Here is a 23,851-nt window from a genome sequence, read left to right as displayed (position 1 = left end):
GTGTCTACCGGCTCACACGTTCCCTCGGCGTCTCGCAGTATGACCGTCGCCATCGTCGGCGCCGGAATCGGTGGCCTGACCGCCGCCCTCGCGCTCGAAGCCGCCGGGCATGGCGTGACGCTCATCGAGCGCAGGACCGGATTCAGCGAGGTCGGGGCGGGCCTGCAGCTATCGCCTAACGCCAGCCGCGTTCTGATCGGCCTCGGCCTCGGCGCGGCCCTTCGCAGGGCCGCGAGCGAACCGCCGAGGGTGGTGGTCCGCGCCCTCGGATCAGGCCGCGAGATTGGCGGCGTCGATCTCGGCGCCGAGCTGCGTGGGCGCCACGGCGCGCCCTATTACGTCATCCACCGGGCCGATCTCCAGACGCTGCTGCTCGACGCCGTCCGAAGCCGGCCGGGGATCCGCCTGCTGATGGGGCGGGACGTGAAGGGGCTCGTCGAGTCGAACGTTTCCGTCGAACTGATGCTGGAGAGTGGCCAGGGCTCGAAGTCCGAGACCCTTTCGGTCGACCTCGTGGTCGGAGCCGACGGCGTACGCTCGACCCTGCGCGGACATTTCGACGGCAAGCCGCTGAAATCCTGTGGCGAGGCTGCTTGGCGCGCGACGATCCCGCGTGAGGCCGCCCCACCCGAATTGCAGGGTGACGAGACCGGTCTCTGGCTCGGACGTCGCCGGCACGTCGTGCATTACCCGATTCAGGGCGGACAGAGCATCAACATCGTCGCCGTGGTGCCCGAGCGGCTCGGCAGCGAGGATTGGGGCCAACTTGGTGAGCCGGCGGTCCTGCGCGCCCAGTTTCCCGATGCCACTCCAGTGCTGGCAGGTCTCCTGACCGCACCGGATTCCTGGCTGGTCTGGTCCCTCGTCGACCGGCCTACGGCACGGCCCATGGCGCGGGGCCGGGTCGCGCTCGTCGGCGACGCGGCCCATCCCGTCCTGCCGTTCCTGGCACAGGGGGCGGCCCTCGCCATCGAGGATGCGGCCGTCCTTGCCCTGACCTTGAAGGCCGATGACGTGCCGACATCACTGGCCGCCTATGCCGCGACGCGCGCCTCCCGCACGAAGCGCGTGCAATCCGCGGCGCGCGGCAACGGCCGAACCTACCATGCCGGCCCGCTCGTCGGCTTTGCCCGCAATGCCGTGATGCGCCGCCTCGGTCCGTCCGGAATGGGCCGTCGCTACGACTGGCTCTACGGCTGGGCGCCGTGATCTTGTCTCCCCGATCCTGATGCCTTGATCTCCCGGCCCGGCATCGCTACCGCTCTTGCGGGTATGCGGACGTGGCGAAACCGGTAGACGCACGAGACTTAAAATCTTGCGGCTGAAAGGCTGTGCGGGTTCGAGTCCCGCCGTCCGCACCATCGTCGTCGAACACTTAGCGATGGCCTAAAACGTGCTGTGCCGGGTTGGTCATTGACCGTATCGCTTGCCGGCCGATCTATCGCCTGCGAGACGAGCCCTCTACGTTCCTGACAGCAGGCGGCTTCGCATCAGCGAGGGAAGGATCTGCCATGACCGAGCTTCACCCCGAAGTCGCCGCCGTGACCGAGCGCGTGGTGGCGCGCTCGAAGGCGAGCCGGCGCGCCTATCTCGATCTGATCGCACGCGAACGCGATGCCGGCGTGCATCGGCCGATGCTGAATTGCGGCAACCTCGCTCACGGGTTCGCGGCGTCCGGCGAGGACAAGCCAGCGATCAAGTCCGGCCGGACGATGAATATCGGCATCGTCACCGCCTATAACGACATGCTTTCCGCGCATCAGCCCTACGGCCGCTACCCGGAGCAGATGAAGCTCTTCGCCCGCGAGGTCGGTGCCACGGCGCAGGTCGCGGGCGGTGTCCCCGCCATGTGCGACGGCGTGACCCAAGGACAGCGGGGCATGGAGTTGTCGCTGTTTTCGCGGGACACCATCGCACTGTCCACCGCGGTGGGCCTAAGCCACGGCATGTTCGACAGCGCGGCGCTGCTCGGCATCTGCGACAAGATCGTGCCGGGGCTGCTAATCGGCGCGCTCCGCTTCGGCCACCTGCCGCAGATCCTGATCCCGGCCGGACCGATGCCGTCGGGCCTCGCCAACAAGGAGAAGCAGCGCATCCGCCAGCTCTATGCAGAGGGCAAGGTCGGTCGCGACGAGCTTCTCGAATCCGAATCCGCGTCGTATCACGGCGCTGGAACCTGCACGTTCTATGGCACCGCCAATTCCAACCAGATGATGATGGATGTGATGGGCCTGCACATGCCAGGCGCGTCCTTCATCAATCCCGGTACGAAATTGCGCCAGGCCGTCACCCGCGCGGCCGTTCACCGACTTACCGAGATCGGTGCCGCCGGCAACGATTACCGCCCCCTGGGCCGCTGTGTCGACGAGAAGGCGATCATCAACGCCGTCATCGGATTGCTGGCCACCGGTGGTTCCACCAACCACGCGATCCACCTCCCGGCGATCGCGCGGGCGGCCGGCATCCTGATCGACTGGGAAGATTTCGACCGGCTCTCCGCCGTCATCCCACAGGTCGCCAAGGTCTATCCCAATGGCTCGGGAGACGTGAACCACTTCCACGCCGCCGGCGGGATGTCCTATGTGATCGCCAGCCTCATCGATGCCGGTCTGCTGCACGACGATATCCTGACCGTCGCCGGCGGCCGTTTGCGCGACCATGCCCGTGACCCCAAGCTGATCGATGACGTATTGGTGTTCGAGGACGCGCCCGCGGCCTCGCATGACGAAAGCATCCTGCGCGGCCCCGCAAACGCCTTCCAGCCGGATGGCGGAATGCGGCTGGTCAAGGGCAATCTCGGCCGGGCCACTTTCAAGACCAGCGCCGTCGATCCGTCGCGCTGGACGGTCGAGGCACCGGCACGGGTGTTCGACGACCAGGACGACGTCATGGCTGCCTTCAAGGCCGGTGAATTGGAGCGGGACGTCGTCGTCGTCGTCCGCTTCCAAGGGCCGAAGGCCAATGGCATGCCCGAACTTCACAAGCTGACGCCGCAACTTGGCGTGCTTCAGGATCGCGGATTCCGCGTCGCCCTCGTCACCGACGGCCGCATGTCCGGCGCCTCCGGCAAGGTGCCGGCAGCGATCCACCTGAGCCCCGAGGCACTCGGAGGCGGCCCGCTGGCGAAACTGCGCGACGGCGACATCGTCCGCCTCAGCGCCGAGGACGGAGCGCTTCAGGCGCTCGTCGACCCGGCGGAGTGGGATGCCAGGGGCGATGCCACCGCACCGCCGCCGGCTCTCGGGACCGGGCGTGAACTCTTCGCCTTCATGCGGCACGGCGCCGATGGTGCCGAGCAGGGCGCTTCCGCGATGCTCGCTGCGGCGGGGCTTTAAATAATAGCCCCTTCACCCCCTCCTGCGCGGGAGAGGGCGCGCTTGACCTCTGCGCGTCGATCCCTTGACCGATAGATGCTCCGCCTTTCGCAAGGATGCCTCTCAATGACGAATATCGACGCACTGATGCGCTCTGTTCCCGTAATCCCTGTCCTCGTGATCGAGAAGGCGAGCGACGCCGAGGCCATCGCCATGGCGTTGGTCGACGGGGGACTCACGGCGCTGGAGGTGACTCTGCGGACATCCTCCGCCCTGGAGGTCATCCGCATCATGGCTCAAGTCGAGGGTGCGGTGGTGGGTGCCGGCACCGTCCTCAATGAACGAGATCTCGATGCGGCGATGGAGGCCGGGGCGCAATTCATCGTCAGTCCCGGTCTCACCGATCCTCTCACGAAGGCCGCGATCGATCGCGGCATCCCCTTCCTGCCAGGCGTTGCCAATGCCGCCGACATCATGCGTGGCCTCGACCATGGCCTCGACCGCTTCAAGTTCTTCCCGGCGGAGGCCGCTGGAGGGATCAAGGCGCTGAAGGCGCTCACTGGACCGTTTGGACAGGTGCACTTCTGCCCGACCGGTGGAATCACCGAAGCGACTGCGCCGGACTGGCTCGCGATCAGCCAGGTCCTCTGTGTCGGCGGAAGCTGGGTCGTTCCGGCCGGCGAGCCGCACCCGGAAGCGATCCGCAAAGCGGCGAGGGTCGCGTCAGGCCTGCGGCCGCATTGACGCACCGGACATCCCCATCGGAGTCTGGGGCTCTCGGCAAGAGCGCCGACTTTAAGATTGGCCTTTAGAAGTCGGTCGGGAGAACATCCGATCAGCGCTTGCGCGACAATGGAAATAGAATAGCCTCCTTACACATCGTCATAATGGAGAGCTTGGTCATCGTGCCGGAAGCAGAACCGAGTGTTCGCACCTGCAGCATGCGGGGGCGCTCGGTCGCGGTGGTATCGCTGAGCATCGTAACTTCGTGATGCGACGTCGATGGCAATGGCATGCGTCATGCAGGTCTTGCCATGCAGATCAGAAGTCGATCTTGCCGGTGGGGAAACGCGATGCAGTCCAGGCTGACGACCTATATCTTCATCGGCATGCTTCTCGGGATCGCGGTCGGCTATCTCTGTAACGTGACGTGGCCGGACCCGCAGACGTCCAAGGAAATCTCAGGCTACATCGCCCTCATCAGTGACATCTTCCTGCGTCTGATCAAGATGATCATCGCGCCTCTGGTTTTCTCGACCCTCGTCGTCGGCATCGCGCATATGGGCGATACGGCCTCCGTCGGCCGCGTCGGTGGCAAGGCGATGCTTTGGTTCGTCGGCGCCTCACTCTGCTCGCTGCTGCTGGGCCTCGTGATGGTCAACATCCTTCGGCCCGGCGATGCCCTGAACCTGCCGCTGCCCGATGCCGGTGCGACCACGAATCTCAAGGCCGCTTCGCTCTCGCTCAAGGAGTTCGTGACCCATCTGGTCCCGAAGAGCCCGGTTGAGGCGATGGCGAACAACGAGATCCTCCAGATCGTCGTGTTCTCGATCTTCTTCGGCGTGGCGCTCGCCGCCCTCGGGGAGAAGGGTAAGCTCCTCGCTGAAGGCATCGAGGGCCTCGCCGATGTCATGCTCAAGATCACCGGTTACGTGATGGGGTTCGCGCCGGTGGCAGTGTTCGCGGCGATTGCGGCGACGATTACGACGCAGGGCATCGGCGTGCTGGTGACCTACGGCAAGTTCATGGTGGAGTTCTACTTCAGCCTCGCGATGCTGTGGTGCCTCCTGGCCTTTGCCGGCTTCCTGCTCGTTGGGAGCCAGATGAGGCGCCTCCTCAACCTCATCAAGGAGCCGTTCCTCCTCGCCTTCTCTACCGCATCGAGCGAGGCGGCTTATCCAAAAACCCTGCAGAACCTCGAGCGCTTCGGCGTGCCGAACAAGATCACCTCGTTCGTTCTTCCGATGGGATACTCGTTCAATCTCGACGGCTCGATGATGTACTGCACCTTCGCGGTGATGTTCATCGCGCAGGCCTACAACATCCCGCTGACGCTCGGACAGCAGATGACCATGCTGCTTCTTCTGATGGTGACGTCGAAGGGTATGGCCGGCGTGCCGCGCGCGTCGCTGGTGGTGATCTCGGCAACACTCTCGACCTTCCATATCCCGGAAGCCGGCCTGCTGCTCATCATCGGCATCGACCAGTTCCTCGATATGGGCCGCTCCGCCACCAACGTGCTGGGGAACAGCGTCGCCACCGTCGCCGTCGCGAAGTGGGAGGGCCAGCTTGAATTGACCGACCAGAGCCTTGACCGCGAGGTTTCTTCCATTCCGGAGCCGGCCGAATAGCCGGAGCCGTCGGGCAAAAGCGGTCGACCGGCAACCAGAGGGCAGGACGGGAAGCGGACAATGCGCATGAAAGGCATGATGGCCGCCGCCGGAGCGCTGGTCCTGGCATTGGGGCCCACGCCGGCGGCTGCCATCGACGTTCTGACCGGGACCCTTCAGAAGATCGGTCAGTCGGGCACCGTCACGCTCGGTTATCGCGAGAACTCGTTGCCCTTCTCGTTCAAGGACGGCACCGGGCATCCGATCGGTTATGCGATCGATCTGTGCCTGGAGGTGGTCGACGCGATCGGCAAGGAGATCGGCCGGAACGATCTCACCGTGCGCTATGAACCCGTGACCTCGGAAACCCGGATCGCCGCGGTGACGTCAGGCAAGATCGACATCGAGTGCGGGTCGACCACGGCGAATGCCGAGCGCCGCAAGCAGGTGGCGTTCTCGCCTGTGACCTATTTCAGCGCCACGAAGCTGCTCGTGAAACGCGGCGCAGCGATCGCATCCTATCGCGATCTGGCCGGCAAGACTGTCGCGGTCACCGCCGGAACCACCAACGAGGCGGCGTTGCGCGCCCTCGTGGCGCGACTCAACATATCCACGACTATCGTCACCGGCCACGACCATGCTGAGTCCTTCGCCATGGTGAAAGACGGACGGGCCGATGCATTGGGCCTCGATGACGTCCTCCTCTACGGTCTCATCGCAGCGGCCGGACCGGACGGGACGTCCTATACCGTACTCCCCGACAAGCTCTCCTTCGAGCCTTATGGCCTGATGTTCCGCAAGGATGACGGGCAATTCGCCAGCCTGGTCACCGCCACGTTTGAGCGCCTCGCCGAAGCGCGCGAGCTGCGCTGGATCTACGAGCGCTGGTTTCTCAAGCGACTGCCGAATGGCGAACGCCTGAACGTGCCGATGTCGGATGAGTTGAGGACGAACTTTCAGGTCATCGGGCTTCAGGATTGAGCCGATGTCAGGATTGCACCTTCACGGCGCTTGACGGTTCATCCGCCGCATGTGGCCTTCGGCGGACCCGCCGTTAGCGCGGCGCTCAGGAGAAACCGATGGCGACGGAAACGCAGACCGCTACCGAGGCGCCGACCGAGAACATCGCCATCGCGACAGTTCGAACCGTCGAGATGGAAGGCGCGCAAACGCGGACGGAGCACGATCTCCTCGGTTACGGCGAGGTGCCGGCCGGTGCCTATTGGGGCATCCACACCAAGCGCGCGGTCGCCAACTTTCCCATTACCGGCGTGCCGGTCGGGCACTTTCCCGAATTCGTCCGAAGCCTTGCATTGGTGAAGCAGGCGGCCGCCCGCGCCAATAGGCGGCTCGGATATCTGTCCGCCCAAAAGGCGGATGCCATCGACCGCGCCTGCGCCATGGTCGCCACCGAACCGCGCTTTGCGGAATCCTTCGTGGTCGATGCCATCCAGGGCGGCGCCGGCACATCGACAAACATGAATGCCAACGAGGTCATCGCGAACGTCGCACTGGAACTGATGGGGCACCCGCTGGGGCATTATGAGGCGCTTCACCCCAACGACGACGTCAACATGGCGCAATCCACCAACGACGCCTATCCGACCGCCCTGCGCCTGGCCGTCATCTTCGCGACCCAGCCCCTCATCAAGGCGCTCGACGATCTCGCCTATGCCTTCAAAGGCAAGGCCGTGGAGTTCGCCGACGTCCTCAAGATGGGCCGCACCCAGCTCATGGATGCGGTGCCCATGACCCTCGGTCAGGAATTCGACGGGTTCCACGCAACGATGAAGGAGGATGTCGCCAGGCTGAACGAGATCGTCGGCCTGTTCCGCGAGGTCAATCTCGGTGCCACCGCCATCGGTACGGGGATCAACGCCGATCCTCGCTACGCGTCCCTGGCGGTCGAGGAGCTGTCACGCACCTCCGGGCAGCACATGATCCTCGCCTCGAATTTGATCGAGGCGACGTCCGATCTCGGCGCGTTCGTCCTGTTCTCGGGCGTGCTCAAGCGCGTGGCGGTGAAACTCTCCAAGATCTGCAACGATCTGCGCCTTCTCTCCAGCGGACCTCGCACCGGGTTCGGCGAAATCCGTTTGCCTGCGGTCCAGGCCGGCTCCTCGATCATGCCGGGCAAGGTCAACCCGGTGATTCCGGAAGTGGTCAATCAGGTGGCCTTCCTGGTGATCGGCCACGATCTCACCGTGACCCTCTGTGCCGAGGGGGGGCAGCTTCAGCTCAACGCTTTCGAGCCGACCATCGGATATTGCGTCCTCAGCTCGCTGCGCATGCTGACCGCCGCGGTCGATACCCTCACCAAGCGCTGCATCGAAGGAATCGAGGCCGACCGCGAACGCTGCCGCTCGCTCGTCCATGGTTCGATCGGACTCGTGACCGCCCTGGTCCCGGCACTGGGATATGAAGCCTGTTCCAGGGTCGCTCAGCGCGCATTGGCAGAGAATCGGCCGGTCGCTGATATCGTGCTGGAAGAAGGGTTGCTGACGCAGAGCCAACTCGACCACCTTCTCGAGCTCGAGGCGATGACAAGGCCGTCCCGCGTGAGGCGGAACGCTCCGTCGGCCTGAGCCACCGCCCCTTCTCTCACTCCGGCCGTCGACGAGACGGCGATATAGGCCGGCTGAGGACACTGCCACCGTGCTTCATGACGTTTCGACGACGTTGCGGAGCACAAAAACTAAGCTCAGCCTGCATCGAAGGGACTAATTAACTCCACTAGCACGCTAGGCTGCATTGCCTATCTGCTCATGGCTTGCCGGCTGAATAGCAACCAACCCAGCCGACGACATCATTTGCCGCCTGACAAACGTTGCAGCGCCGCCACAGCAGTTCAGAACCGCCGTGGCATTCACGATTCCGAGTTGCCGGTTCGAACCCTCTCGCACAGAGTGAATACGCACTGGGGAAACCCCGGGGCAGAGTCGGAAGGGCACCAACGGCCAGCCGACTAACAAATAAAGGCAAACGAACTTCGGTCATCGCCGAGTTGAAGTTGCCTGTCCCTCGGGTCTCGAAGCTTTTGGAGATATCAATGAAGCTCTTGAAGAGCTCACTCCTCGGTTCTGCCGCAGCCTTTGCGTCAGTCGTTGGAGCGCATGCCGCCGATCTTCCCGTGAAGAAGGCTGTTCCGATCGAATACGTCCGCGTCTGCAGCGCCTACGGCGCCGGCTTCTTCTACATCCCCGGTACGGATACCTGCATCCGTCTGTCTGGCCGCGCCCGCCTCGACATCGGCTACCAGCCGACGGACAGCCGCTCCGGCACCAACGGCGACACGACCGGCTATATCGGTCTCGCCCGCATCAACGTCGATGCCCGCACCCAGACCGCTTACGGCACCCTGCGCGCCTTCACCCGTATCCAGTTCGCTTCGCGCACCGGCGCCACCGGCGGCCTCCGCTCCGGCACCCAGGAGCGTATCGGCTCGGCCTTCAGCGCCACCGGTCAGGATCAGTTCGGTCGCGACCAGCAGTTCGTGAACACCGACAAGGCGTTCATCCAGTTCGCCGGCCTCACCGCTGGTCGCGCTTCCTCGTTCTTCGACTTCTATGCTCACGACTTCGAGTTCGCCGGTGCGACCCTGAACTCGGATGTCCAGTCCACCAACCTTTTGGCCTACAGCGCTAAGTTCGGTGAAGGCTTCTCGGCGACGATCTCGCTCGAAGACCCGACCTTCCGCCGCAACACGATCTACTCGCAGACCTACTCGGTCGGCGCTGGTGTCTCCACGGCGCCGTCGCCAGTGCTGATCGGCACTGCTGGGGGTATCAACACCTTCGGTAGCTTCGACGTCGCCCAGCGCAACCGCATGCCCGACTTCGTCGGCGTGCTTCGCTACGACGCGGCATGGGGTTCGGCTCAGCTGTCTGCGGCCGTAAAGGAAGTCAACGTCGGAAACACGACCGCCGGAACGACGGCTCTCGTTGCCGCACCGGGCTTTGGCGGGTTCGCCGCCGTCACGGAACGTCCGTCCAACGAGTATGGTTGGGCCGTTCAGGGCGGTATGAAGATCAACACCCCGTTCATCGCTCCCGGCGATACCCTGTACCTCCAGGGCGCCTATGGTGAGGGTGCGACCTCCTACACCGGCTTCTCGTCCTACAACGGCAGCTACACCTCCGTTGCCAGCACCATCAACGGCGCTGCCTTCGACCCCTTCATGTCCGACGCCACGCTCAACCCCTTCACGGGCAAGATCGAGCTGTCCACCAGCTTCACCGTGGTGGGTTCGTTCCTTCACTACTGGTCGCCTGAGTGGCGTTCGGCCGTGTTCGGCAGCTACGGCGAGCTGTCCTTCGCCCGTGGTGCTCGCGCTGCCAATGCTGCAGCGTTCCAGACCAACGGAGCGACCGGTCAGTTCACGGGCACTCCCGGACAGGTCTCCTTCGACGTCAGCCCAGTCCTGCGTGACACCTACCAGATCGTCGCCGGCGCAAGCCTGATCTGGTCGCCGGTGAAGGATCTCGATATCGGTGTCGAGGGCTTCTACACCAAGGTCGGCGTCCAGAATGGCCGTGTTGTGGATCGCACCCAGTCGAGCGGAACCGTCAGCGCTGCCACCATCGCGTCCGGCGCCGTTCGCACCGTCACCGCAGACGACACCTACCAGGTGCGTATGCGCGTCCAGCGCGACTTCTAAGCATCGAAGGCTTTCGGGCCGGAGCATCGATGCCCTCGCGGTAAAAATGCTCCGAGCCTGAAGATTTCTTCAAGATCTGACGAAAAAGGTCCGGCTGAAAAGCCGGGCCTTTTTCATGTTCGGCGTTGGGCGGCTGTGCCCAAAACTTGTCTCGAACGACAAGATTTCAAAGATATGCTTTTGTCTCACGTAAGTGTTTCGCCTCCGCGCGAACGGCACGGCGATTGCTATAACGCCCCTGAGCGGTTGACATCTCCGGTGTGAATTCAAATCACCGATTGCGATGGGCACGACCGCTGCTACGTTGAGCCTCAAGAGCCGGTCGACCGATCGGCGAGAACACCTCTGGGAGCCAGCCTTCACATGCAATTGGGTCATCACAGGTCCGCTGCTCTGTCAGCGGCGGTCATTCTTGCACTTGTCGCGGGCATTCCCCTCGGTGCATCCGGCGCCAGCGCTCAGGAACTGACCGGCACCCTCAAGAAGATCAAGGAGACCGGCGAGATCACGATCGGCTACCGCGATGCATCGGTCCCATTCTCGTACCTGGACGGCGATCAGAAGCCGGTCGGCTACGCCTTCGAAATCTGCAAGAAGATCGCCGATGCGGTGAAGGCGAACCTGAAGCTGACCAAGCTTGAGGTGAAGCTCAATCCCGTGACCTCCGCCACCCGCATCCCGCTGATCGCGAACGGCACCGTCGATCTCGAATGCGGATCGACCACCAACAACGTCGACCGCCAGAAGCAGGTGTCCTTCACCAACACGCACTTCCTCACCGCCACCCGCTACGTGGCGAAGAAGTCGGCCAAGCTCGACACGATCGAGGACCTCAAGGGCAAGACCGTCGTCTCCACCTCGGGCACCACGAACATTCGCCAGATCAACGAGGCCAACACCGCCCGCAGCCTGGGTCTGACGATCCTGCCGGCTAAGGACCACGCCGAAGCCTTCCTTATGGTGGAGACAGGCCGCGCCGCCGCCTTCGTGATGGACGACGTGCTGCTGGCCTCGCTCGCCGCCAGCTCGAAGGACCCGGGTGCCTACGCCATCTCCACCGAAGCTCTGTCGAAGCCCGAGCCCTACGGCATCATGCTCCGCAAGGACGACGCGCCCTTCAAGGCCGTGGTCGATGAGGCGACGGCGAAGCTCTACAAGAGCCCCGAGGGTAAGGCACTCTACGAGACTTGGTTCACGAAGCCGATCCCGCCGCGCGGTATCAACCTGAACCTTCCCATGAGCGAGCCCATGATCAAGGCCTTCGCCTCGCCGAGCGATAGCGCCGACCCGGCCGCCTACTAAGCCGCCGTACCGGAGCAGACGACAGGCGATGAATTACAATTGGAACTGGCGGATCTTCTTCGAACCGTCGCCGGAAGGCACCGGCACCTATGCCGACATGCTTCTCTCCGGCTTGTCCTGGACGATCGCCACGGCGCTCTGCTCCTGGATCATCGCCTTCTCCCTCGGCTCGTTCATCGGTGTGCTGCGCACGCTTCCGAGCCGGGGGGCTCAACGGGTCGGCACGAGCTACGTGGAGTTGTTCCGCAACATCCCCCTGCTCGTGCAGATGTTTCTATGGTTCTACGTGGTGCCGGAGCTGCTGCCCGGCTCCTGGGGTACATGGCTGAAACAGCTTCCCAACGCGTCGTTCTACACCGCCGTGGTCTGTCTCGGCTTCTTCACGGCGTCACGCGTGGCCGAACAGGTCCGCACCGGCATCGAGACCTTGCCTCGCGGACAGCGGATGGCCGGTACGGCTCTCGGCCTCACCACCTGGCAGACCTATCGCTACGTATTACTGCCGAATGCCTACCGCGTGATCCTGCCACCGTTGACCTCCGAATTCCTGAACAACCTCAAGAACACCTCGGTGGCACTCACGATCGGTCTGCTCGAACTCACGGCACGGGCTCGCTCGATGCAGGAGTTTTCATCGCAGGTCTTCGAATCCTTCACAGCGGCGACGGTGATCTATCTCGGCATCAGCCTGATCGTGGTCACGCTGTCGAGCAGACTCGAAACCCGCATCACCGTGCCGGGATCGCGCTGATGTCGGCGCGTCCCGTCTCCAAATCCTTCGCGCCCGTCAGACTGGACTAGAGGACCGATGTTCACGGATTTCGACTTCGGGGTCGTCCTCTCATCCTTGCCGTACCTGTTCGGGACGGGAATGGTGTTCACGCTGACGCTCACCGCCCTCGCGGCTTCGGGGGGGATCATCCTCGGCACCATCATCGCGATGATGCGCCTCTCCGGAATCGCCATCCTGGCGCTCCCTGCCAAAACCTACGTCAATTTCATGAGATCGCTGCCGCTCGTGCTGGTGATCTTCTGGTTCTACTTCCTGGTTCCCTATATCGGCCAGTGGATGACAGGTGCATCGCGGCCGATCTCGGTCGGTGCCTTCACCTCGGCCCTCGTCACCTTCACCCTCTTCGAGGCGGCGTTTTTCTCCGAGATCATGCGCGCCGGCATTCAGGCCATTCCGAAGGGGCAGACGTCCGCGGCCCAGGCCATCGGCCTGACCTATGGGCAGACCATGCGGACGGTGATCCTGCCCCAGGCCTTCCGCAACATGCTGCCACTGCTGCTGACGCAGACCATCGTGCTCTTCCAGGACACGTCGTTGGTCTATGTCATCTCGCTCACCGACTTCCTCGGCGCCGCCTCCAAGGTGGCCCAGCGTGATGGCCGCCTCGTCGAGATGTATCTGTTCGCCGCGGCCGTTTACCTGGTGATCTGCATCACCGCTTCGACCCTCGTCCGGCGTCTGCAGCGCCGCGTCGCCATCATCCGCTAAGCTTTCGAGGATCCGCCATGTCCGCCATCGATCCCCAAGCTTCGGCCAAACCGATGATCGCCATCGACAACATCAGCAAGTGGTATGGACCGGTCCAGGTTCTCAATGGTTGCACGACGCAAGTCACCAAGGGCGAGGTCGTCGTCGTCTGTGGTCCGTCCGGTTCCGGCAAATCCACGCTGATCAAGACCGTCAACGCCCTGGAGCCGATCCAGAAGGGTGCCATCACCGTCGACGGGATCGGCGTTCAGGCCAAGGGCACGAACCTCCCCAAGTTGCGCGCCCGCGTCGGCATGGTGTTCCAGCATTTCGAGCTCTTCCCACACCTGTCGATCATCGATAATTTGATGCTCGGTCAGTGCAAGGTCCTCGGCCGATCGAAGGACGACGCGCATGACCGCGGACTCAAGCTCCTCGGGCGGGTCGGCTTGTCGGCGCATTCGCACAAGTATCCGGGCCAACTGTCCGGTGGTCAGCAACAGCGCGTGGCCATCGCTCGCGCCCTGTCGATGAATCCCATCGTCATGCTGTTCGACGAGCCGACGTCGGCTCTCGATCCCGAGATGGTCGGCGAAGTCCTCGACGTGATGATCGAGCTTGCCCGCGAGGGCATGACGATGATGGTCGTCACCCACGAGATGGGCTTTGCCCGAAAAGTCGCCAACCGCGTCGTCTTCATGGATCGCGGTGAGATCGTCGAAGACGCCACCAAGGACGATTTCTTCGACAAGCCGCGCTCGGAGCGTGCGCAGACCTTCCTCTCGAAGATCCTGGCTCACTGATTTTAGGCATTCCGGCGAGGGCATCATGGAGCTTTCGCCGGTCTGCTCGGTTCGCTTTTTTGGGTCCTACGAATAGCCGGGCGTCGACTTCGCCCGTCTGCGAATGGCAGTTGTGATGGCCTCCAGCCGTTCCGCCCCGATGGAGGCGCGAACCGCGAGGAAGTAGGTTTCCTCACCGAGCGGCACGTAGTGGAGGCCGAAGCGCTCCGCGATCGCGCGTGTTCCCATCCCGACATCGGCGGCGCCTGACGCGATCAGAGCGGCGACGGCCTGATGGGTGAATTCTTCGGTCTCATAGCCGTGGATGTCGCCACCGCTGACGCCGGCTTCGTCGCATAACCGGTCGAACCAGATTCGCGTGCCTGCTCCCTGCTGCCGGTTGACGAAGCGGATGCCGCTAGAGGCGAGGTCCGCAATGCCGGCGATGGCGAATGGATTGTCTTTTGCGATCATCAAACCCTGCTCGCGGCGCAGGACCGGGCGCGTGAGCAGAGCCGGATCGGCAAGGACGTCGGCGAAGGCCGAACCAGGCGCTGGAATGGACGCGCCGAAATGGAATCCTGCCCCGTCGACTTGGCCGTTTGCCAATTGTGCGAGGGCATTCATGCTTCCCGCGATCGACATCCCGACGCCGCCGATCTCGCTCAGGGCTTCGAGGAGGACGGAATCGTGACTGATCGCCAATCTCAACGGGACAGTCGCCATACCCGTCAACGCGGACAGAGCCGCTTCCAGAGACCGCTCTTCCCGCCCGATGACGCCGTCGCACGCCCGTGATGCCATGCCGAGCGTTTGGTGAAAAGCCGTGCCATAGGACGTCAGGACGGTGCCGTGTCCTTTTGTTTTGCGGATGATGGATCGCCCGAGCGTCTCTTCCAGGGCGGAGAAGCGCCCCCAGGTGGAGCGGTAGGATAAGCTCAGTCGCCCTGCCGCCCCCCGCAGCGAGCCCTCGGCGGCGACGGCGTCGAGAAGGGCCAGGGTCGGCCCGAATGCGATCTCTCGCTCCCCGACACGGATGGTGCCGCCCAATGCGAGGTCGACCTTCATAGGCAACCGGTTTCCTATTGAACTGGCAGTCGCGGAGATAGCATGAGGGAGCGCGCGCGCACAGCACCGGAGCCATGCTGCAAACTCTTCAGGACATGCTCTCGCGGATCGCCACGCTGGATCCGGAGGTGATCGCCATCGCTGGCCTGTCGTTGAGAGTGAGCCTCTCGGCCGTCGGGCTCGGGAGCCTCTTCGGCGTGCCCCTCGGAGCCCTCGTCGCCGTGTCGGCGTTCAGTGGGCGACGGGTGGTGGTCGGCCTTCTCAACGCGGCGATGGGATTACCGCCGGTGGTCATCGGCCTCGTCCTCTACCTGTTGCTGTCTCGCTCCGGTCCGCTCGGCGGTCTCGGCCTCCTGTTCACGCCGAGTGCGATGATTGTGGCACAGACTATTCTGGTCGTTCCGCTGATCGCCGCGCTCACGCGCCAGATCGTCGCCGATGCCGACGACCATCTCGGCGAGCAGCTTCGCTCCCTCGGCCTCGGCCGGGCACGGCGCGCCGCGGTCCTGATCTTCGATACGCGCTTCTCGCTGGTCACAGCGATCCTCGCCGCTTTCGGCCGCGCCATCTCGGAGATCGGCGCCGTCCTCGTCGTCGGGGGGAATATCGACGGGCATACCCGCACCATGACCACGGCGATCTCGCTCGAGACGCAGAAGGGCGACCTTCCGCTCGCCCTGGCTCTCGGCCTCGTCCTTATCGCTGTCGTCATCGTCGTCAGCGCCGTCGCCTCGCTCCTGCGTTCCTACGCGATGCGTGCCTACGGATGAGCGCTGCGCTCGCCATCGCGATTGAAGGGCTGTTCTACCAGGTCGGCGACATCCCGATCCTGAGAGGCGTCGATATGACGGTGACGTCGTCCGGCATCACGGCGATCATCGGGGCGAACGGCGCCGGAAAGAGCGTGCTCCTGCGTCTCATCGACGGATTGCTGGAGCCGACGAGCGGGACGATCCGCATAGGCGCATCGTCCGGACTTCGTCCGAGCACCGCCTTCGTGTTCCAACGTCCCGGGCTCGTCCGTGCTAGCACCGCCGCCAATGTGTCGCTGGCCCTGGCACCGCTCGGCCTCGATGCCAGCGACCGGCGCGACCGGGTGCGCGCTGCCCTCCACCATGTCGGTCTCGCCGACAGGGCCGGCGCTCCGGCGACCCGTCTGTCGGGCGGCGAACAGCAGCGGCTCGCGCTGGCGCGAGCCTGGGCGAGAAAGCCGGATCTGCTCCTCCTCGACGAGCCAACCGCGAATCTCGATCCGGCCTCCGCTCACGCCATCGAAGACCTCGTTGTGTCGATGGCGCGGGCCGGAACGAAGGTCATCCTCGTCTCGCACAATCTCGGTCAGGTCATGCGCCTTGCCGAAGATGTCGTGGTCCTCGCCGGCGGTCTCGCCATCGAACATGGGGCCGTACGGCACATCCTCTTATCGCCCCGCTCGCCGGAAGCGCGGGCCTATCTCGCCGGAGAAATGCCATGGACCTCCTTCGCCGCTCGCTCCTGAGCCTCGGCCTCCTCGTCGTGGTCGGATCATTCGGCCTCTCGACCGCGCCGGCCCTTGCCGAACCGGGTGAGACCATCACGGTCGCATCCACCACCTCGACGGAGCAGTCAGGCCTGTTCAAGGATCTGCTGCCGAAATTCACGCAGGCCAGCGGCATCGGCGTGAAGGTGGTGGCTCTCGGTACCGGGCAGGCCCTCGACGCGGCGCGGCGCGGCGATGCCGACGTCGTCCTGGTCCACGATACCGTCGCGGAGGAGAAGTTCGTCGGTGAGGGCTGGAGCGCGAAGCGCTACCCGGTGATGTACAACGACTTCGTCGTGGTCGGCCCGAAGGACGATCCGGCCGGTGCAGCCGGCAACAGCGTCGTCGAGGCTCTGGCCAAGATCGCGTCCGCCAAGGCTCCCTTCGTCTCGCGCGGCGATCGCTCGGGCACGCACAGCGCCGAGTTGCGCTACTGGAAGGAGGCCGGCCTCGACCTCGGCACGGTACGGGGCGATTGGTACAAGGAGATCGGCCAGGGGATGGGGCCGGCCCTTAACACCGCTTCCGCCACCAACGCCTATGTGCTGAGCGACCGTGGCACCTGGCTGTCGTTCAAGAACCGGGGAGAGCTCAAGATTCTGGTGGAGGGCGACAAGCGCCTGTTCAACCAGTACGGCGTGATGCTGGTGAACCCCGAGAAGCATCCGCACGTGAAGGCGAAGGCAGGGCTGGCCTTCATCGACTGGCTCGTGTCGGCCCCGGGTCAGGCTGCCATCGCATCTTATAAGATCGGCGGAGAGCAGCTTTTCTTCCCGAATGCCGGAGTGAAGTGAGCGCTGGCAGTGGATCGCGACCCTTGACAGGCTTCGGCCTTGGCGCACCTTCTCTCGGAAATCGCGCCGCAATGGCTGCAAGAGCTTGGCCTAGGGAGGGCCATCACATGACAGGTTTGGGTATCAGAGGGCTCGTAATCGGAGCCGCCACGGCGACGATGGTGCTGCTGCCGGCGATCGCTTCGGCGGAATCCGGCAAGCCGGCCAATATCTGCAAGGAACTCGTCGCTTTCCTGCACCCGCCGGCTCCGCCGACATCCGCCAGCCCAACGCCTGCCCAGGCGAGCACGGCCGTGACGGCACCCGGCGCAGATTCGCAGAAGCCTTCGGGGGCGAGCGACACGCAAAAGAATTCCGGCTTGAGTGGTCCCACCGCATCCACCGGTCCCGGAGCGGCCGGTCCCCAAGGGGCGAGCCAGAATGCCGCCGCACCGTCGGGAGCTTCGGCTCAGGCTCAGGCTCCGGCCGCAGCTGCGGCCCCTGCAACGCCCGCCGCACCTCCGCCGAAGGCACCGAGCGCTGCCTCGGTCGAGCAGGGTGACGCTGTCGCCGGCGCCAACGACATTGCCGGGTGTCAGCGCGTAGCACGGCAGATCCGCCGCGACGGCGTGGTGATGCCAGCCCCGCTCATGTCCCTGGCCGCCCTCGACCTGAAATATCTCGAGGCAGCCCGGTAAGCCCCTGAGCCGGCCACTCTCCGATTGACGGAAGGAGGTCCTGAAATGGGGCCTCGTTTCGATACCTTCGAGGTCTCAGCTCCGGCCGTGATCGGCGACCGAGGCTGGTGATGCCGTCGCCCGCTTCCAGACAAACGCCACGGCAACGACCAGCACCGCGCAGATGGCGGCGGCGGCATTATGCACGTGGGGCACGGAGGCTACATGCTCGGCGATATAGGGGTCGGTGACGATCATCTCACCGGCGATCCATCCGAGTAGCGCGGCACCCGCCCAGATCACGATGGGGAAGCGCTTTAGCAGCGTGGTGATGAGAGAAGCGCCGGCCACGATAAGGGGAATCGACAACAGCAGGCCGAAGACGAACAGGGAAACCTCGCCCTTCGCGACGGCCGCGATGGCGACCACGTTGTCGAGGCTCATCACCGCGTCGGCGATGGCGATGGTTCGAACGGCCTTCCACAGTGTCTTGCTGTCTCCGATCGCGTGGCCGTCCTCTTCCTCGCCGAGAGCCAGCTTCACCGCGATCCAGAGTAGAAGCAGGCCGCCGCCGATCCGCAGGAACGGCACGGCCAGCAGGTAAGTGATGACCACGGCGAACAGGATTCGCAGGCCCACGGCCGTACCCGCCCCGAGCAGGATTCCGGTGCGGCGCTGTTCGGCCGGCAGGGACCGGCAGGCCATCGCGATGACGACCGCATTGTCGCCGGAGAGAAGCAGGTCGATCCAGACGATCTGCAGCACCGAGACGAGGAAGTGCGAGTCGAGGAAATCCATCGGCGCTTTCGGTCAGGTCGGAGATGCGAGAAAATGAGAGGGAGCCGGCTCGCCTTCGGAGGCGGAGAGCCCGCGATATCGGTATGCTCCCGGCACATCGTGCCGGAGCTTATGCAATGCAAGCTTCGGTTCCGCTCTTCGGGCGACGGGGAGAGGATTCGTCACCCGTAAAGCAAGGCATGGAGATAGACTTCCATCATGTCTCCCGGTTCGATGCGGGTCACGTCGTCGCCGAGAGCGGCGAGCCCATCGCTGTCCGTCAGCGAGGTGAGCACGCCGGCACCGTCGCGGGGAAACTTCACCGCTTCCAACCCACCATCGGCGGAGCGTCGGAGGCTGATACGCACGTATTCCCGGCGGCCAACCTTCTTGCGGTAGGCGAAGGACGAGCGGACCGGAATGCCGAGCGGCGCGGCGAAGTTTTCTCCGCCGAGCCGCGCGAGCAGCGGACGGACCACGAAGAGCAGGGTCACGTAGACGGCGACGGGATTGCCCGGCAATCCCACGAACGGCGTTCCCTGCACGATGCCCATGGCCACCGGCCGGCCGGGCTTGATACCCAGACGCCAGAATACGAGGCTGCCGACGCTCTCCACCGCCGGCTTCACATGGTCTTCCTCGCCGGTGGAGACGCCGCCCGACGTGAGGATGAGATCATGCGCGGATGCCGCCTCCGCGAGGCGCGCGGCGAGGAGAGTGCGGTCGTCGCGCAGGATGCCGAGATCGCTGACCTCGGCGCCGATGCGCTTCAGGATGGCGATGAGCATCACCCGGTTGGAATCGTGGATCGCTCCCGGTGCGAGAGAGGCGCCCGGTTCGGCCAGCTCGTTGCCGGTGGAGAACACCGCGACCCGCAAGCGTCGGCGGACGGCCAGCGACGAGCGACCGATGGCGGCGGCAATGGCGAGATCCATTGGCGAGAGCCGTCGCCCGGCGACAATGACCGTGCTGCCGCGCGCGACATCCTCGCCCGCGAGCCTGCGGTTCGCGCCGCATTTGAGGCCCGATGGGAGGATCACATCCGTGCCGTCGAGAGCGACATCCTCCTGCATGAACACCGTGTCGGCGCCGCCCGGCATTCTCGCGCCGGTGAAGATACGCACTGCCGCCGGCGCCTCCCGCATTTCCGGGCCGGATTCGCCAGCGGCGATCCGACCCTCGACCGACAACCGTGTTTCGCCGGTCGAGGCGAGATCGGCATAACGCACGGCATAGCCATCCACGGCCGAGTTATCGAAGGGCGGGATGTCGATGCCAGCGATCACGTCTTCTGCCGCGATGCGCCCATCCGCCTCATGAAGCGGTACGTGCTCGATCCCGGCGAGCACGGGCAGCCGCTCCGCGATGAGCGCCAGCGCATCGTCCACGCTCATCAATTGTCCGCCGAAGGCGAAGCAATCGTCAGTCAGCTGAGCCATCGCCCTCGAACCTCGTCAGGACGGCGTCGATCGGTTCCGCCAGGGATTCGACGAGGGTCGCAATTCCTGAGACGTCGTCGAGATCGATCACCGGGATGCCGGCATCGGGAAATGCTGTGTCGCTGGCGAGGGCGACGATCCCTTTGTCGTCCGGATGCAATGGTGGGCGCCCATTGGCCTTCCGATAGATCTCGAGCTTCAGATGTCCTTCTCGCTTGAACCCCTCGACCAGGACGAGGTCGCACGGGCTGAGGCGCCGCAGCAGGTCGGAAAGCGTCGCTTCGACACCGTCACGTGCCTCGTGCATCATTACCCAGCGGGCGGCGGACGAAATCAGCACTTCGGATGCGCCCGCCTCGCGATGCCGGTACGAATCCTTTCCCGGCTGGTCCACGTCGAACGCGTGATGCGCGTGCTTGACGGTCGAGACCGTCAATCCGCGGGCGATCAGGGTGGGGATGAGCTTGGTGAGAAGCGTCGTCTTGCCCGCCCCGCTCCATCCGGCGAGGCCGATGACCCGCATTGCACGCTCCGTCATGACGCCGCCTCGGGCACCGAAAACCCCAGTTTGGCCAGGGCCGCCCGGGTTTCCGGCTCGGCAAGGACGGAAAGGAAACCGGCCAATGCCGGCTCGTCAGCCCGCTCGGCGGCATAGGCGAAATCGTAATGCTCGTTCGTGAGCGGCAGGAAGCCGAGGCCATAGGTACGAGCGACGCTCTCGATGGCGATGCCCCAGTCGGCCCGGCCCTGCGCCACGGCGGCGGCGACGGCGTTGTGCGAGCGCGGCTGGTTCCAGAAACCCGGCGGGCGGGCGCCGTCCAGCACTCCGTCGATCAGGAGTCGCGTGCCCGATCCGGTGTTGCGGTTCACCATGATCGCATCGGGATCGTCGACAAGGGCTGAGACCGCGCTCGCCGCGTCCCGTCCCTCGAACCGCCTGTCACCGGAGCGGAACACCACCCCTTGCATCCGTTTCCAGCCGGGGGCGAGTCTCAAGGTCGGGATCAGGAACGGCGTGTTGTAGAAGCCTGTCTTGAGGTCGAGGAGATGCATCGAGGCGATGTCGCATTCGCCCCGCTTCAGGGAGGCGAGGCCGCCTGACGATCCGACCCAGATGGTGCGCGCCCGGACGCCGCGCTCTGCCAATCGTCCGACGATTGCATCGAGCCCGATGCAGTGGCTTCCGACGATGGTGAGGTCGGGCGCGCGTGTGCCCGCTCCGATCCGGGTGAGGCTCACCCGTTCTCCGGCTTCCATGCCCGACCGTGGGGCGGGAATGGCGAAGAAACCGTCGGCTTGCGAGAAGGCGGTCACTGAGCCGGAGCCTTTGGACAACGGGACGGCGACGGGCGCCTCCCGCCCATGGGCGAGGGAGGCCATGACGAACTCCATCCGCCCGAGCTCGGAGGCCATGCGCTGGGGCAGCACCGCGTCGACGCTCTCCTCGTCGCGCGGCGGAAGCCCCGCAAGCGCCCTTATCAGCGGCACTGCGAACTCGTGGAAGGTGAATATCGCCGAAGTTGGAAAGCCCGGCAGGACGACGATGGCCTTGCCCTGCGCCTCGGCGAGGCAAAGGGGCTTGCCCGGTTTCAGAGCGACGCCGTGGACGAGGATGCCGGGCTCGCCGAGGCGCGAGAGGATGCGGTGTGAAACGTCCCCGGCGCCCTTCGATGTACCGCCGGAAAGGACGACCACATCGCACTCCGACAGCGCCTTTCGGATCGCCGCTTCGAGGGCGTCCTCGTCATCCCGGATGATGCCGTAGGGGACGGGTACGCCGCCATTCTCGGTCACCGAAGCGGCCACGATGGCGCTGTTCGAATCGTAGATGCCGGCGGGTGGCAGAGGCTTGCCGGGAGCCACCAACTCGTCGCCGGTGGAGAGGACGGCGATTCTGGGCCGACGCACCAATTCAATCTCACCGAGGCCGCAGGCGGCGAGGATGCCGATCTCTCGCGCCGTGATGACCATGCCCTTGCGCAGCACCGTCTCGCCGCGCGCCATGTCTGAACCGGCATAGCCGACGAACTGGCCGGGTGAGGCCGTCCGATCGAGGTCGATCGCCAAAGGCCCGTCACCGGAAGCGATCTCGGTCGACTCCACCATCACCACCGCATCGGCGCCGCGCGGGATGACGCCGCCCGTGGCGATGGCCGTCGCCGTACCGGGGTCGACGGCATGTCGGGGCGCGACACCGCAGGCGAGGATCTCGTGGTTGAGGCCGAGTCGACGCGGCTCCGCCTGGCTCGCGCCGAGCGTGTCCGACGAACGAAGCGCAAACCCGTCCACGAGAGCCCGATCGAAGGGCGGCACGTCGATCGGCGAGGCGATGTCCCTCGCCAGCACACGGCCGAGTGCTCCGACGAGCGGTACGATCTCAGCGGAGAGTGAAGCATGCGGGATGGCGGCGCGAAACCGCGAGACGGCCTCGTCCCGGCTCACCACGTGGAGGAATTGCTCCTGGCGCGCTGCGCGCGACAGCTTCGCCAGGAAATCCTCCGTCGTCTCGGATCCTTCGTTGCGGCTCACAGAGGTATGATCTCGACCAGTTCTCCCTCGGGATAGCCTTCCCGCTCCGGCGGCACCAGAACCGCGCCCTCTGCGAGGATCAGTCGCCGCAGCGGCAGATCCGCGCCGCCGAGGGGCTCGACGATGCCGTTCGACAGCCTTGCGAAGACGATCTCGGTCATTCCGATGCTTGAGGAGATTTTTCGGGAGAGCGGCGCTTTCGGGCGGGTGGATACCATCATCCCCGATAACCGTGCCAGCAACGGACGCCCGAGGGCGAGAAAGGCGGCGAGGGCGGAATCCGGCCGACCTGGTAGCAGCAGAGTCGGAACCGTTCCGAGCCAGCCAAAACCAGTGCTTTCTCCCGGACGCAGCGCGATTCCGTGCGCATCGAGGCGGCCCCTTCTCGCGAGAGCGGCCGCGCTGTGGTCCGTTCGGCCGAGTCCGGTTCCGCCGACGACGAACATCGCGTCAGCGAGCTCGACCGTCATCGCCCGGGCGATCGACTCCATGTCACGGGCCGAGCGGCCCCGTGTGACCCGCCCTCCGGCGGCGACAGCCCATGCAGCGACCGCGTCGGCGACCGAAGACGAAGGCCCGTCGCCAATTCCGATGACCAAGATATGCGGCCTCCGTATCGCGACTTTGCGGATCCCGGCGGCTTCGAGCGCGACGGCACCGAGTGGTGTCAGCCGCAATCCGGACCGCGCCAGTAGATCGTCGTGCGCGATCTCCTGACCGCCACGGGAGACTCCTTCCCCCAATGCGGCGTCGGCGACGATCTCACCCGAAGTATCGAGCGCTTCCGGAGGCAGCACCGTATCGGTGCCGAGCGGCATCCCGTCGCCGGCCTCCACCCATCGAGGCGCTGAGAGGAGGCCGACGGGTGCGTAGGCTGAAGCACCGGTCACGTCCGCGCCGGCTACGGCCCAGCCGTCCCTTCGGGCGCTCGCAGTGATCGGAAACTCCGTCGCTGCGGCGACATCGTCAGCGAGAACGAGGCCGACGGCCTCCCCCACCAGCACGAGAGAAGAAGGAACGGGCGCGGCGACGAGAAGCCGAGCCAACGCCTCAGTGAGGGGCATCAAGGCCGAGGTGGCGGACCGGATCGACATGAGCCCAGACGGATGCGGCATTGCAGACAGCCGATCAACCCCACTCATTACGGACGTGGGGGCGTGAGCCTGTGGGGGAGACAGGTGCCGCCAGCATCGCTAATCCTTGG

The 23,851-nt window shown here is 64.9% G+C and carries 22 protein-coding genes and 1 tRNA gene; 16 read left to right on the top strand and 7 right to left on the bottom strand.

The features are described 5' to 3' along the window. Positions 1-39: 39 nt before the first annotated feature. The 4 genes from A3OK_RS0112335 (at position 40) to eda (ending at position 4,058) form a co-directional block, all read left to right on the top strand. On the top strand, positions 40-1,209 hold the full coding sequence (locus A3OK_RS0112335) for an FAD-dependent monooxygenase (RefSeq protein WP_019905182.1): 1,170 nt from the start codon (positions 40-42) through the stop codon (positions 1,207-1,209). A 65-nt stretch (positions 1,210-1,274) separates the two neighbouring features. After that, positions 1,275-1,361 (top strand) — tRNA-Leu (locus A3OK_RS0112330). Positions 1,362-1,511: 150 nt separating this feature from the next. Then, positions 1,512-3,335: a phosphogluconate dehydratase gene (edd, locus tag A3OK_RS0112325; protein ID WP_019905181.1), complete on the top strand. Its 1,824-nt coding sequence runs from the start codon at positions 1,512-1,514 to the stop codon at positions 3,333-3,335. 105 nt (positions 3,336-3,440) lie between these two features. Next, a complete protein-coding gene (gene eda / locus A3OK_RS0112320) occupies positions 3,441-4,058 on the top strand; it encodes a bifunctional 4-hydroxy-2-oxoglutarate aldolase/2-dehydro-3-deoxy-phosphogluconate aldolase (RefSeq protein ID WP_019905180.1) in 618 nt (205 codons plus the stop codon). A 91-nt stretch (positions 4,059-4,149) separates the two neighbouring features. Here eda and A3OK_RS24015 read toward each other — a convergent pair whose 3' ends face one another. Then, complete coding sequence (locus A3OK_RS24015; protein WP_019905179.1) at positions 4,150-4,293, bottom strand: hypothetical protein; 144 nt, start codon at positions 4,291-4,293, stop codon at positions 4,150-4,152. Between the two features lie 94 nt (positions 4,294-4,387). On the opposite strand from A3OK_RS24015, the gene A3OK_RS0112310 reads away from it, so the two are divergent. The 8 genes from A3OK_RS0112310 to A3OK_RS0112275 all read left to right on the top strand — a co-directional run bounded on the left by A3OK_RS0112310 (position 4,388) and on the right by A3OK_RS0112275 (position 13,886). Continuing rightward, positions 4,388-5,665 (top strand): dicarboxylate/amino acid:cation symporter, encoded by a 1,278-nt coding sequence (locus A3OK_RS0112310; RefSeq protein ID WP_019905178.1) that lies wholly within the window; start codon positions 4,388-4,390, stop codon positions 5,663-5,665. A 66-nt stretch (positions 5,666-5,731) separates the two neighbouring features. Beyond that, on the top strand, positions 5,732-6,625 hold the full coding sequence (locus A3OK_RS0112305) for an amino acid ABC transporter substrate-binding protein (RefSeq protein WP_245259351.1): 894 nt from the start codon (positions 5,732-5,734) through the stop codon (positions 6,623-6,625). Positions 6,626-6,723: 98 nt separating this feature from the next. Further along, on the top strand, positions 6,724-8,229 hold the full coding sequence (locus A3OK_RS0112300) for an aspartate ammonia-lyase (RefSeq protein WP_019905176.1): 1,506 nt from the start codon (positions 6,724-6,726) through the stop codon (positions 8,227-8,229). A 464-nt stretch (positions 8,230-8,693) separates the two neighbouring features. Next, entirely contained in the window at positions 8,694-10,301 is a 1,608-nt protein-coding gene (locus tag A3OK_RS0112295; RefSeq protein WP_019905175.1) for a porin, read from the top strand. Positions 10,302-10,664: 363 nt separating this feature from the next. After that, on the top strand, positions 10,665-11,603 hold the full coding sequence (locus A3OK_RS0112290) for an amino acid ABC transporter substrate-binding protein (RefSeq protein WP_019905174.1): 939 nt from the start codon (positions 10,665-10,667) through the stop codon (positions 11,601-11,603). 28 nt (positions 11,604-11,631) lie between these two features. Beyond that, positions 11,632-12,354: an amino acid ABC transporter permease gene (locus A3OK_RS0112285; RefSeq protein ID WP_019905173.1), complete on the top strand. Its 723-nt coding sequence runs from the start codon at positions 11,632-11,634 to the stop codon at positions 12,352-12,354. 57 nt (positions 12,355-12,411) lie between these two features. Further along, positions 12,412-13,104: an ABC transporter permease subunit gene (locus tag A3OK_RS0112280; protein ID WP_019905172.1), complete on the top strand. Its 693-nt coding sequence runs from the start codon at positions 12,412-12,414 to the stop codon at positions 13,102-13,104. A 53-nt stretch (positions 13,105-13,157) separates the two neighbouring features. Further along, entirely contained in the window at positions 13,158-13,886 is a 729-nt protein-coding gene (locus A3OK_RS0112275) for an amino acid ABC transporter ATP-binding protein (RefSeq protein ID WP_196805484.1), read from the top strand. A gap of 66 nt (positions 13,887-13,952) precedes the next feature. Here A3OK_RS0112275 and A3OK_RS0112270 read toward each other — a convergent pair whose 3' ends face one another. Next, positions 13,953-14,933, bottom strand: coding sequence for a substrate-binding domain-containing protein (locus A3OK_RS0112270; protein WP_019905170.1), 981 nt, complete (start codon positions 14,931-14,933; stop codon positions 13,953-13,955). Between the two features lie 74 nt (positions 14,934-15,007). Between A3OK_RS0112270 and A3OK_RS0112265 the strand changes: the two genes are divergently transcribed. The 4 genes from A3OK_RS0112265 to A3OK_RS0112250 all read left to right on the top strand — a co-directional run bounded on the left by A3OK_RS0112265 (position 15,008) and on the right by A3OK_RS0112250 (position 17,923). Beyond that, positions 15,008-15,703, top strand: coding sequence for an ABC transporter permease (locus tag A3OK_RS0112265; RefSeq protein WP_026597202.1), 696 nt, complete (start codon positions 15,008-15,010; stop codon positions 15,701-15,703). After that, positions 15,700-16,431: an ATP-binding cassette domain-containing protein gene (locus A3OK_RS0112260; RefSeq protein ID WP_019905168.1), complete on the top strand. Its 732-nt coding sequence runs from the start codon at positions 15,700-15,702 to the stop codon at positions 16,429-16,431. Before A3OK_RS0112265 ends, A3OK_RS0112260 begins: the two co-directional genes overlap by 4 nt. Next, on the top strand, positions 16,404-17,246 hold the full coding sequence (locus A3OK_RS0112255; RefSeq protein WP_019905167.1) for a substrate-binding domain-containing protein: 843 nt from the start codon (positions 16,404-16,406) through the stop codon (positions 17,244-17,246). The genes A3OK_RS0112260 and A3OK_RS0112255 overlap by 28 nt, the downstream gene beginning before the upstream one ends. Positions 17,247-17,353: 107 nt before the next feature. Beyond that, complete coding sequence (locus A3OK_RS0112250; protein WP_155912011.1) at positions 17,354-17,923, top strand: hypothetical protein; 570 nt, start codon at positions 17,354-17,356, stop codon at positions 17,921-17,923. A gap of 75 nt (positions 17,924-17,998) precedes the next feature. On the opposite strand, the gene A3OK_RS0112245 is transcribed toward A3OK_RS0112250, so the two are convergent. The 5 genes from A3OK_RS0112245 to A3OK_RS0112225 form a co-directional block, all read right to left on the bottom strand. Beyond that, the gene (locus tag A3OK_RS0112245) at positions 17,999-18,700 is read right to left on the bottom strand and encodes a TerC family protein (protein WP_019905165.1); all 702 of its coding nucleotides are present in this window, start codon (positions 18,698-18,700) and stop codon (positions 17,999-18,001) included. 161 nt (positions 18,701-18,861) lie between these two features. Then, complete coding sequence (gene glp / locus A3OK_RS0112240) at positions 18,862-20,118, bottom strand: gephyrin-like molybdotransferase Glp (RefSeq protein ID WP_026597201.1); 1,257 nt, start codon at positions 20,116-20,118, stop codon at positions 18,862-18,864. Then, complete coding sequence (gene mobB / locus A3OK_RS0112235; RefSeq protein ID WP_196805435.1) at positions 20,102-20,656, bottom strand: molybdopterin-guanine dinucleotide biosynthesis protein B; 555 nt, start codon at positions 20,654-20,656, stop codon at positions 20,102-20,104. Before mobB ends, glp begins: the two co-directional genes overlap by 17 nt. Beyond that, a complete protein-coding gene (locus A3OK_RS0112230) occupies positions 20,653-22,647 on the bottom strand; it encodes a molybdopterin biosynthesis protein (protein ID WP_019905162.1) in 1,995 nt (664 codons plus the stop codon). The genes mobB and A3OK_RS0112230 overlap by 4 nt, the downstream gene beginning before the upstream one ends. Further along, positions 22,644-23,741, bottom strand: coding sequence for a molybdopterin-binding protein (locus A3OK_RS0112225; RefSeq protein ID WP_019905161.1), 1,098 nt, complete (start codon positions 23,739-23,741; stop codon positions 22,644-22,646). Before A3OK_RS0112225 ends, A3OK_RS0112230 begins: the two co-directional genes overlap by 4 nt. Between the last annotated feature and the right edge of the window lie 110 nt (positions 23,742-23,851).

The sequence above is a fragment of the Methylobacterium sp. 77 genome (genome assembly GCF_000372825.1).
In the GTDB taxonomy this organism is placed as follows: Bacteria; Pseudomonadota; Alphaproteobacteria; order Rhizobiales; family Beijerinckiaceae; genus Methylobacterium.
Note: the sequence above shows the minus strand (reverse complement) of the source record. Positions and strands in the feature narration are given on the sequence as shown.

What these genes read in the sequence shown, in the direction of transcription:
- A3OK_RS0112335 (WP_019905182.1), top strand. Translation starts at nt 40, where the DNA reads ATGACCGTCGCCATCGTCGGCGCCGGAATCGGTGGCCTGACCGCCGCC.
- edd (WP_019905181.1), top strand. Translation starts at nt 1,512, where the DNA reads ATGACCGAGCTTCACCCCGAAGTCGCCGCCGTGACCGAGCGCGTGGTG.
- eda (WP_019905180.1), top strand. Translation starts at nt 3,441, where the DNA reads ATGACGAATATCGACGCACTGATGCGCTCTGTTCCCGTAATCCCTGTC.
- A3OK_RS24015 (WP_019905179.1), bottom strand. Translation starts at nt 4,293, where the DNA reads ATGCTCAGCGATACCACCGCGACCGAGCGCCCCCGCATGCTGCAGGTG.
- A3OK_RS0112310 (WP_019905178.1), top strand. Translation starts at nt 4,388, where the DNA reads ATGCAGTCCAGGCTGACGACCTATATCTTCATCGGCATGCTTCTCGGG.
- A3OK_RS0112305 (WP_245259351.1), top strand. Translation starts at nt 5,732, where the DNA reads ATGAAAGGCATGATGGCCGCCGCCGGAGCGCTGGTCCTGGCATTGGGG.
- A3OK_RS0112300 (WP_019905176.1), top strand. Translation starts at nt 6,724, where the DNA reads ATGGCGACGGAAACGCAGACCGCTACCGAGGCGCCGACCGAGAACATC.
- A3OK_RS0112295 (WP_019905175.1), top strand. Translation starts at nt 8,694, where the DNA reads ATGAAGCTCTTGAAGAGCTCACTCCTCGGTTCTGCCGCAGCCTTTGCG.
- A3OK_RS0112290 (WP_019905174.1), top strand. Translation starts at nt 10,665, where the DNA reads ATGCAATTGGGTCATCACAGGTCCGCTGCTCTGTCAGCGGCGGTCATT.
- A3OK_RS0112285 (WP_019905173.1), top strand. Translation starts at nt 11,632, where the DNA reads ATGAATTACAATTGGAACTGGCGGATCTTCTTCGAACCGTCGCCGGAA.
- A3OK_RS0112280 (WP_019905172.1), top strand. Translation starts at nt 12,412, where the DNA reads ATGTTCACGGATTTCGACTTCGGGGTCGTCCTCTCATCCTTGCCGTAC.
- A3OK_RS0112275 (WP_196805484.1), top strand. Translation starts at nt 13,158, where the DNA reads ATGATCGCCATCGACAACATCAGCAAGTGGTATGGACCGGTCCAGGTT.
- A3OK_RS0112270 (WP_019905170.1), bottom strand. Translation starts at nt 14,933, where the DNA reads ATGAAGGTCGACCTCGCATTGGGCGGCACCATCCGTGTCGGGGAGCGA.
- A3OK_RS0112265 (WP_026597202.1), top strand. Translation starts at nt 15,008, where the DNA reads ATGCTGCAAACTCTTCAGGACATGCTCTCGCGGATCGCCACGCTGGAT.
- A3OK_RS0112260 (WP_019905168.1), top strand. Translation starts at nt 15,700, where the DNA reads ATGAGCGCTGCGCTCGCCATCGCGATTGAAGGGCTGTTCTACCAGGTC.
- A3OK_RS0112255 (WP_019905167.1), top strand. Translation starts at nt 16,404, where the DNA reads ATGGACCTCCTTCGCCGCTCGCTCCTGAGCCTCGGCCTCCTCGTCGTG.
- A3OK_RS0112250 (WP_155912011.1), top strand. Translation starts at nt 17,354, where the DNA reads ATGACAGGTTTGGGTATCAGAGGGCTCGTAATCGGAGCCGCCACGGCG.
- A3OK_RS0112245 (WP_019905165.1), bottom strand. Translation starts at nt 18,700, where the DNA reads ATGGATTTCCTCGACTCGCACTTCCTCGTCTCGGTGCTGCAGATCGTC.
- glp (WP_026597201.1), bottom strand. Translation starts at nt 20,118, where the DNA reads ATGGCTCAGCTGACTGACGATTGCTTCGCCTTCGGCGGACAATTGATG.
- mobB (WP_196805435.1), bottom strand. Translation starts at nt 20,656, where the DNA reads ATGACGGAGCGTGCAATGCGGGTCATCGGCCTCGCCGGATGGAGCGGG.
- A3OK_RS0112225 (WP_019905161.1), bottom strand. Translation starts at nt 23,741, where the DNA reads ATGTCGATCCGGTCCGCCACCTCGGCCTTGATGCCCCTCACTGAGGCG.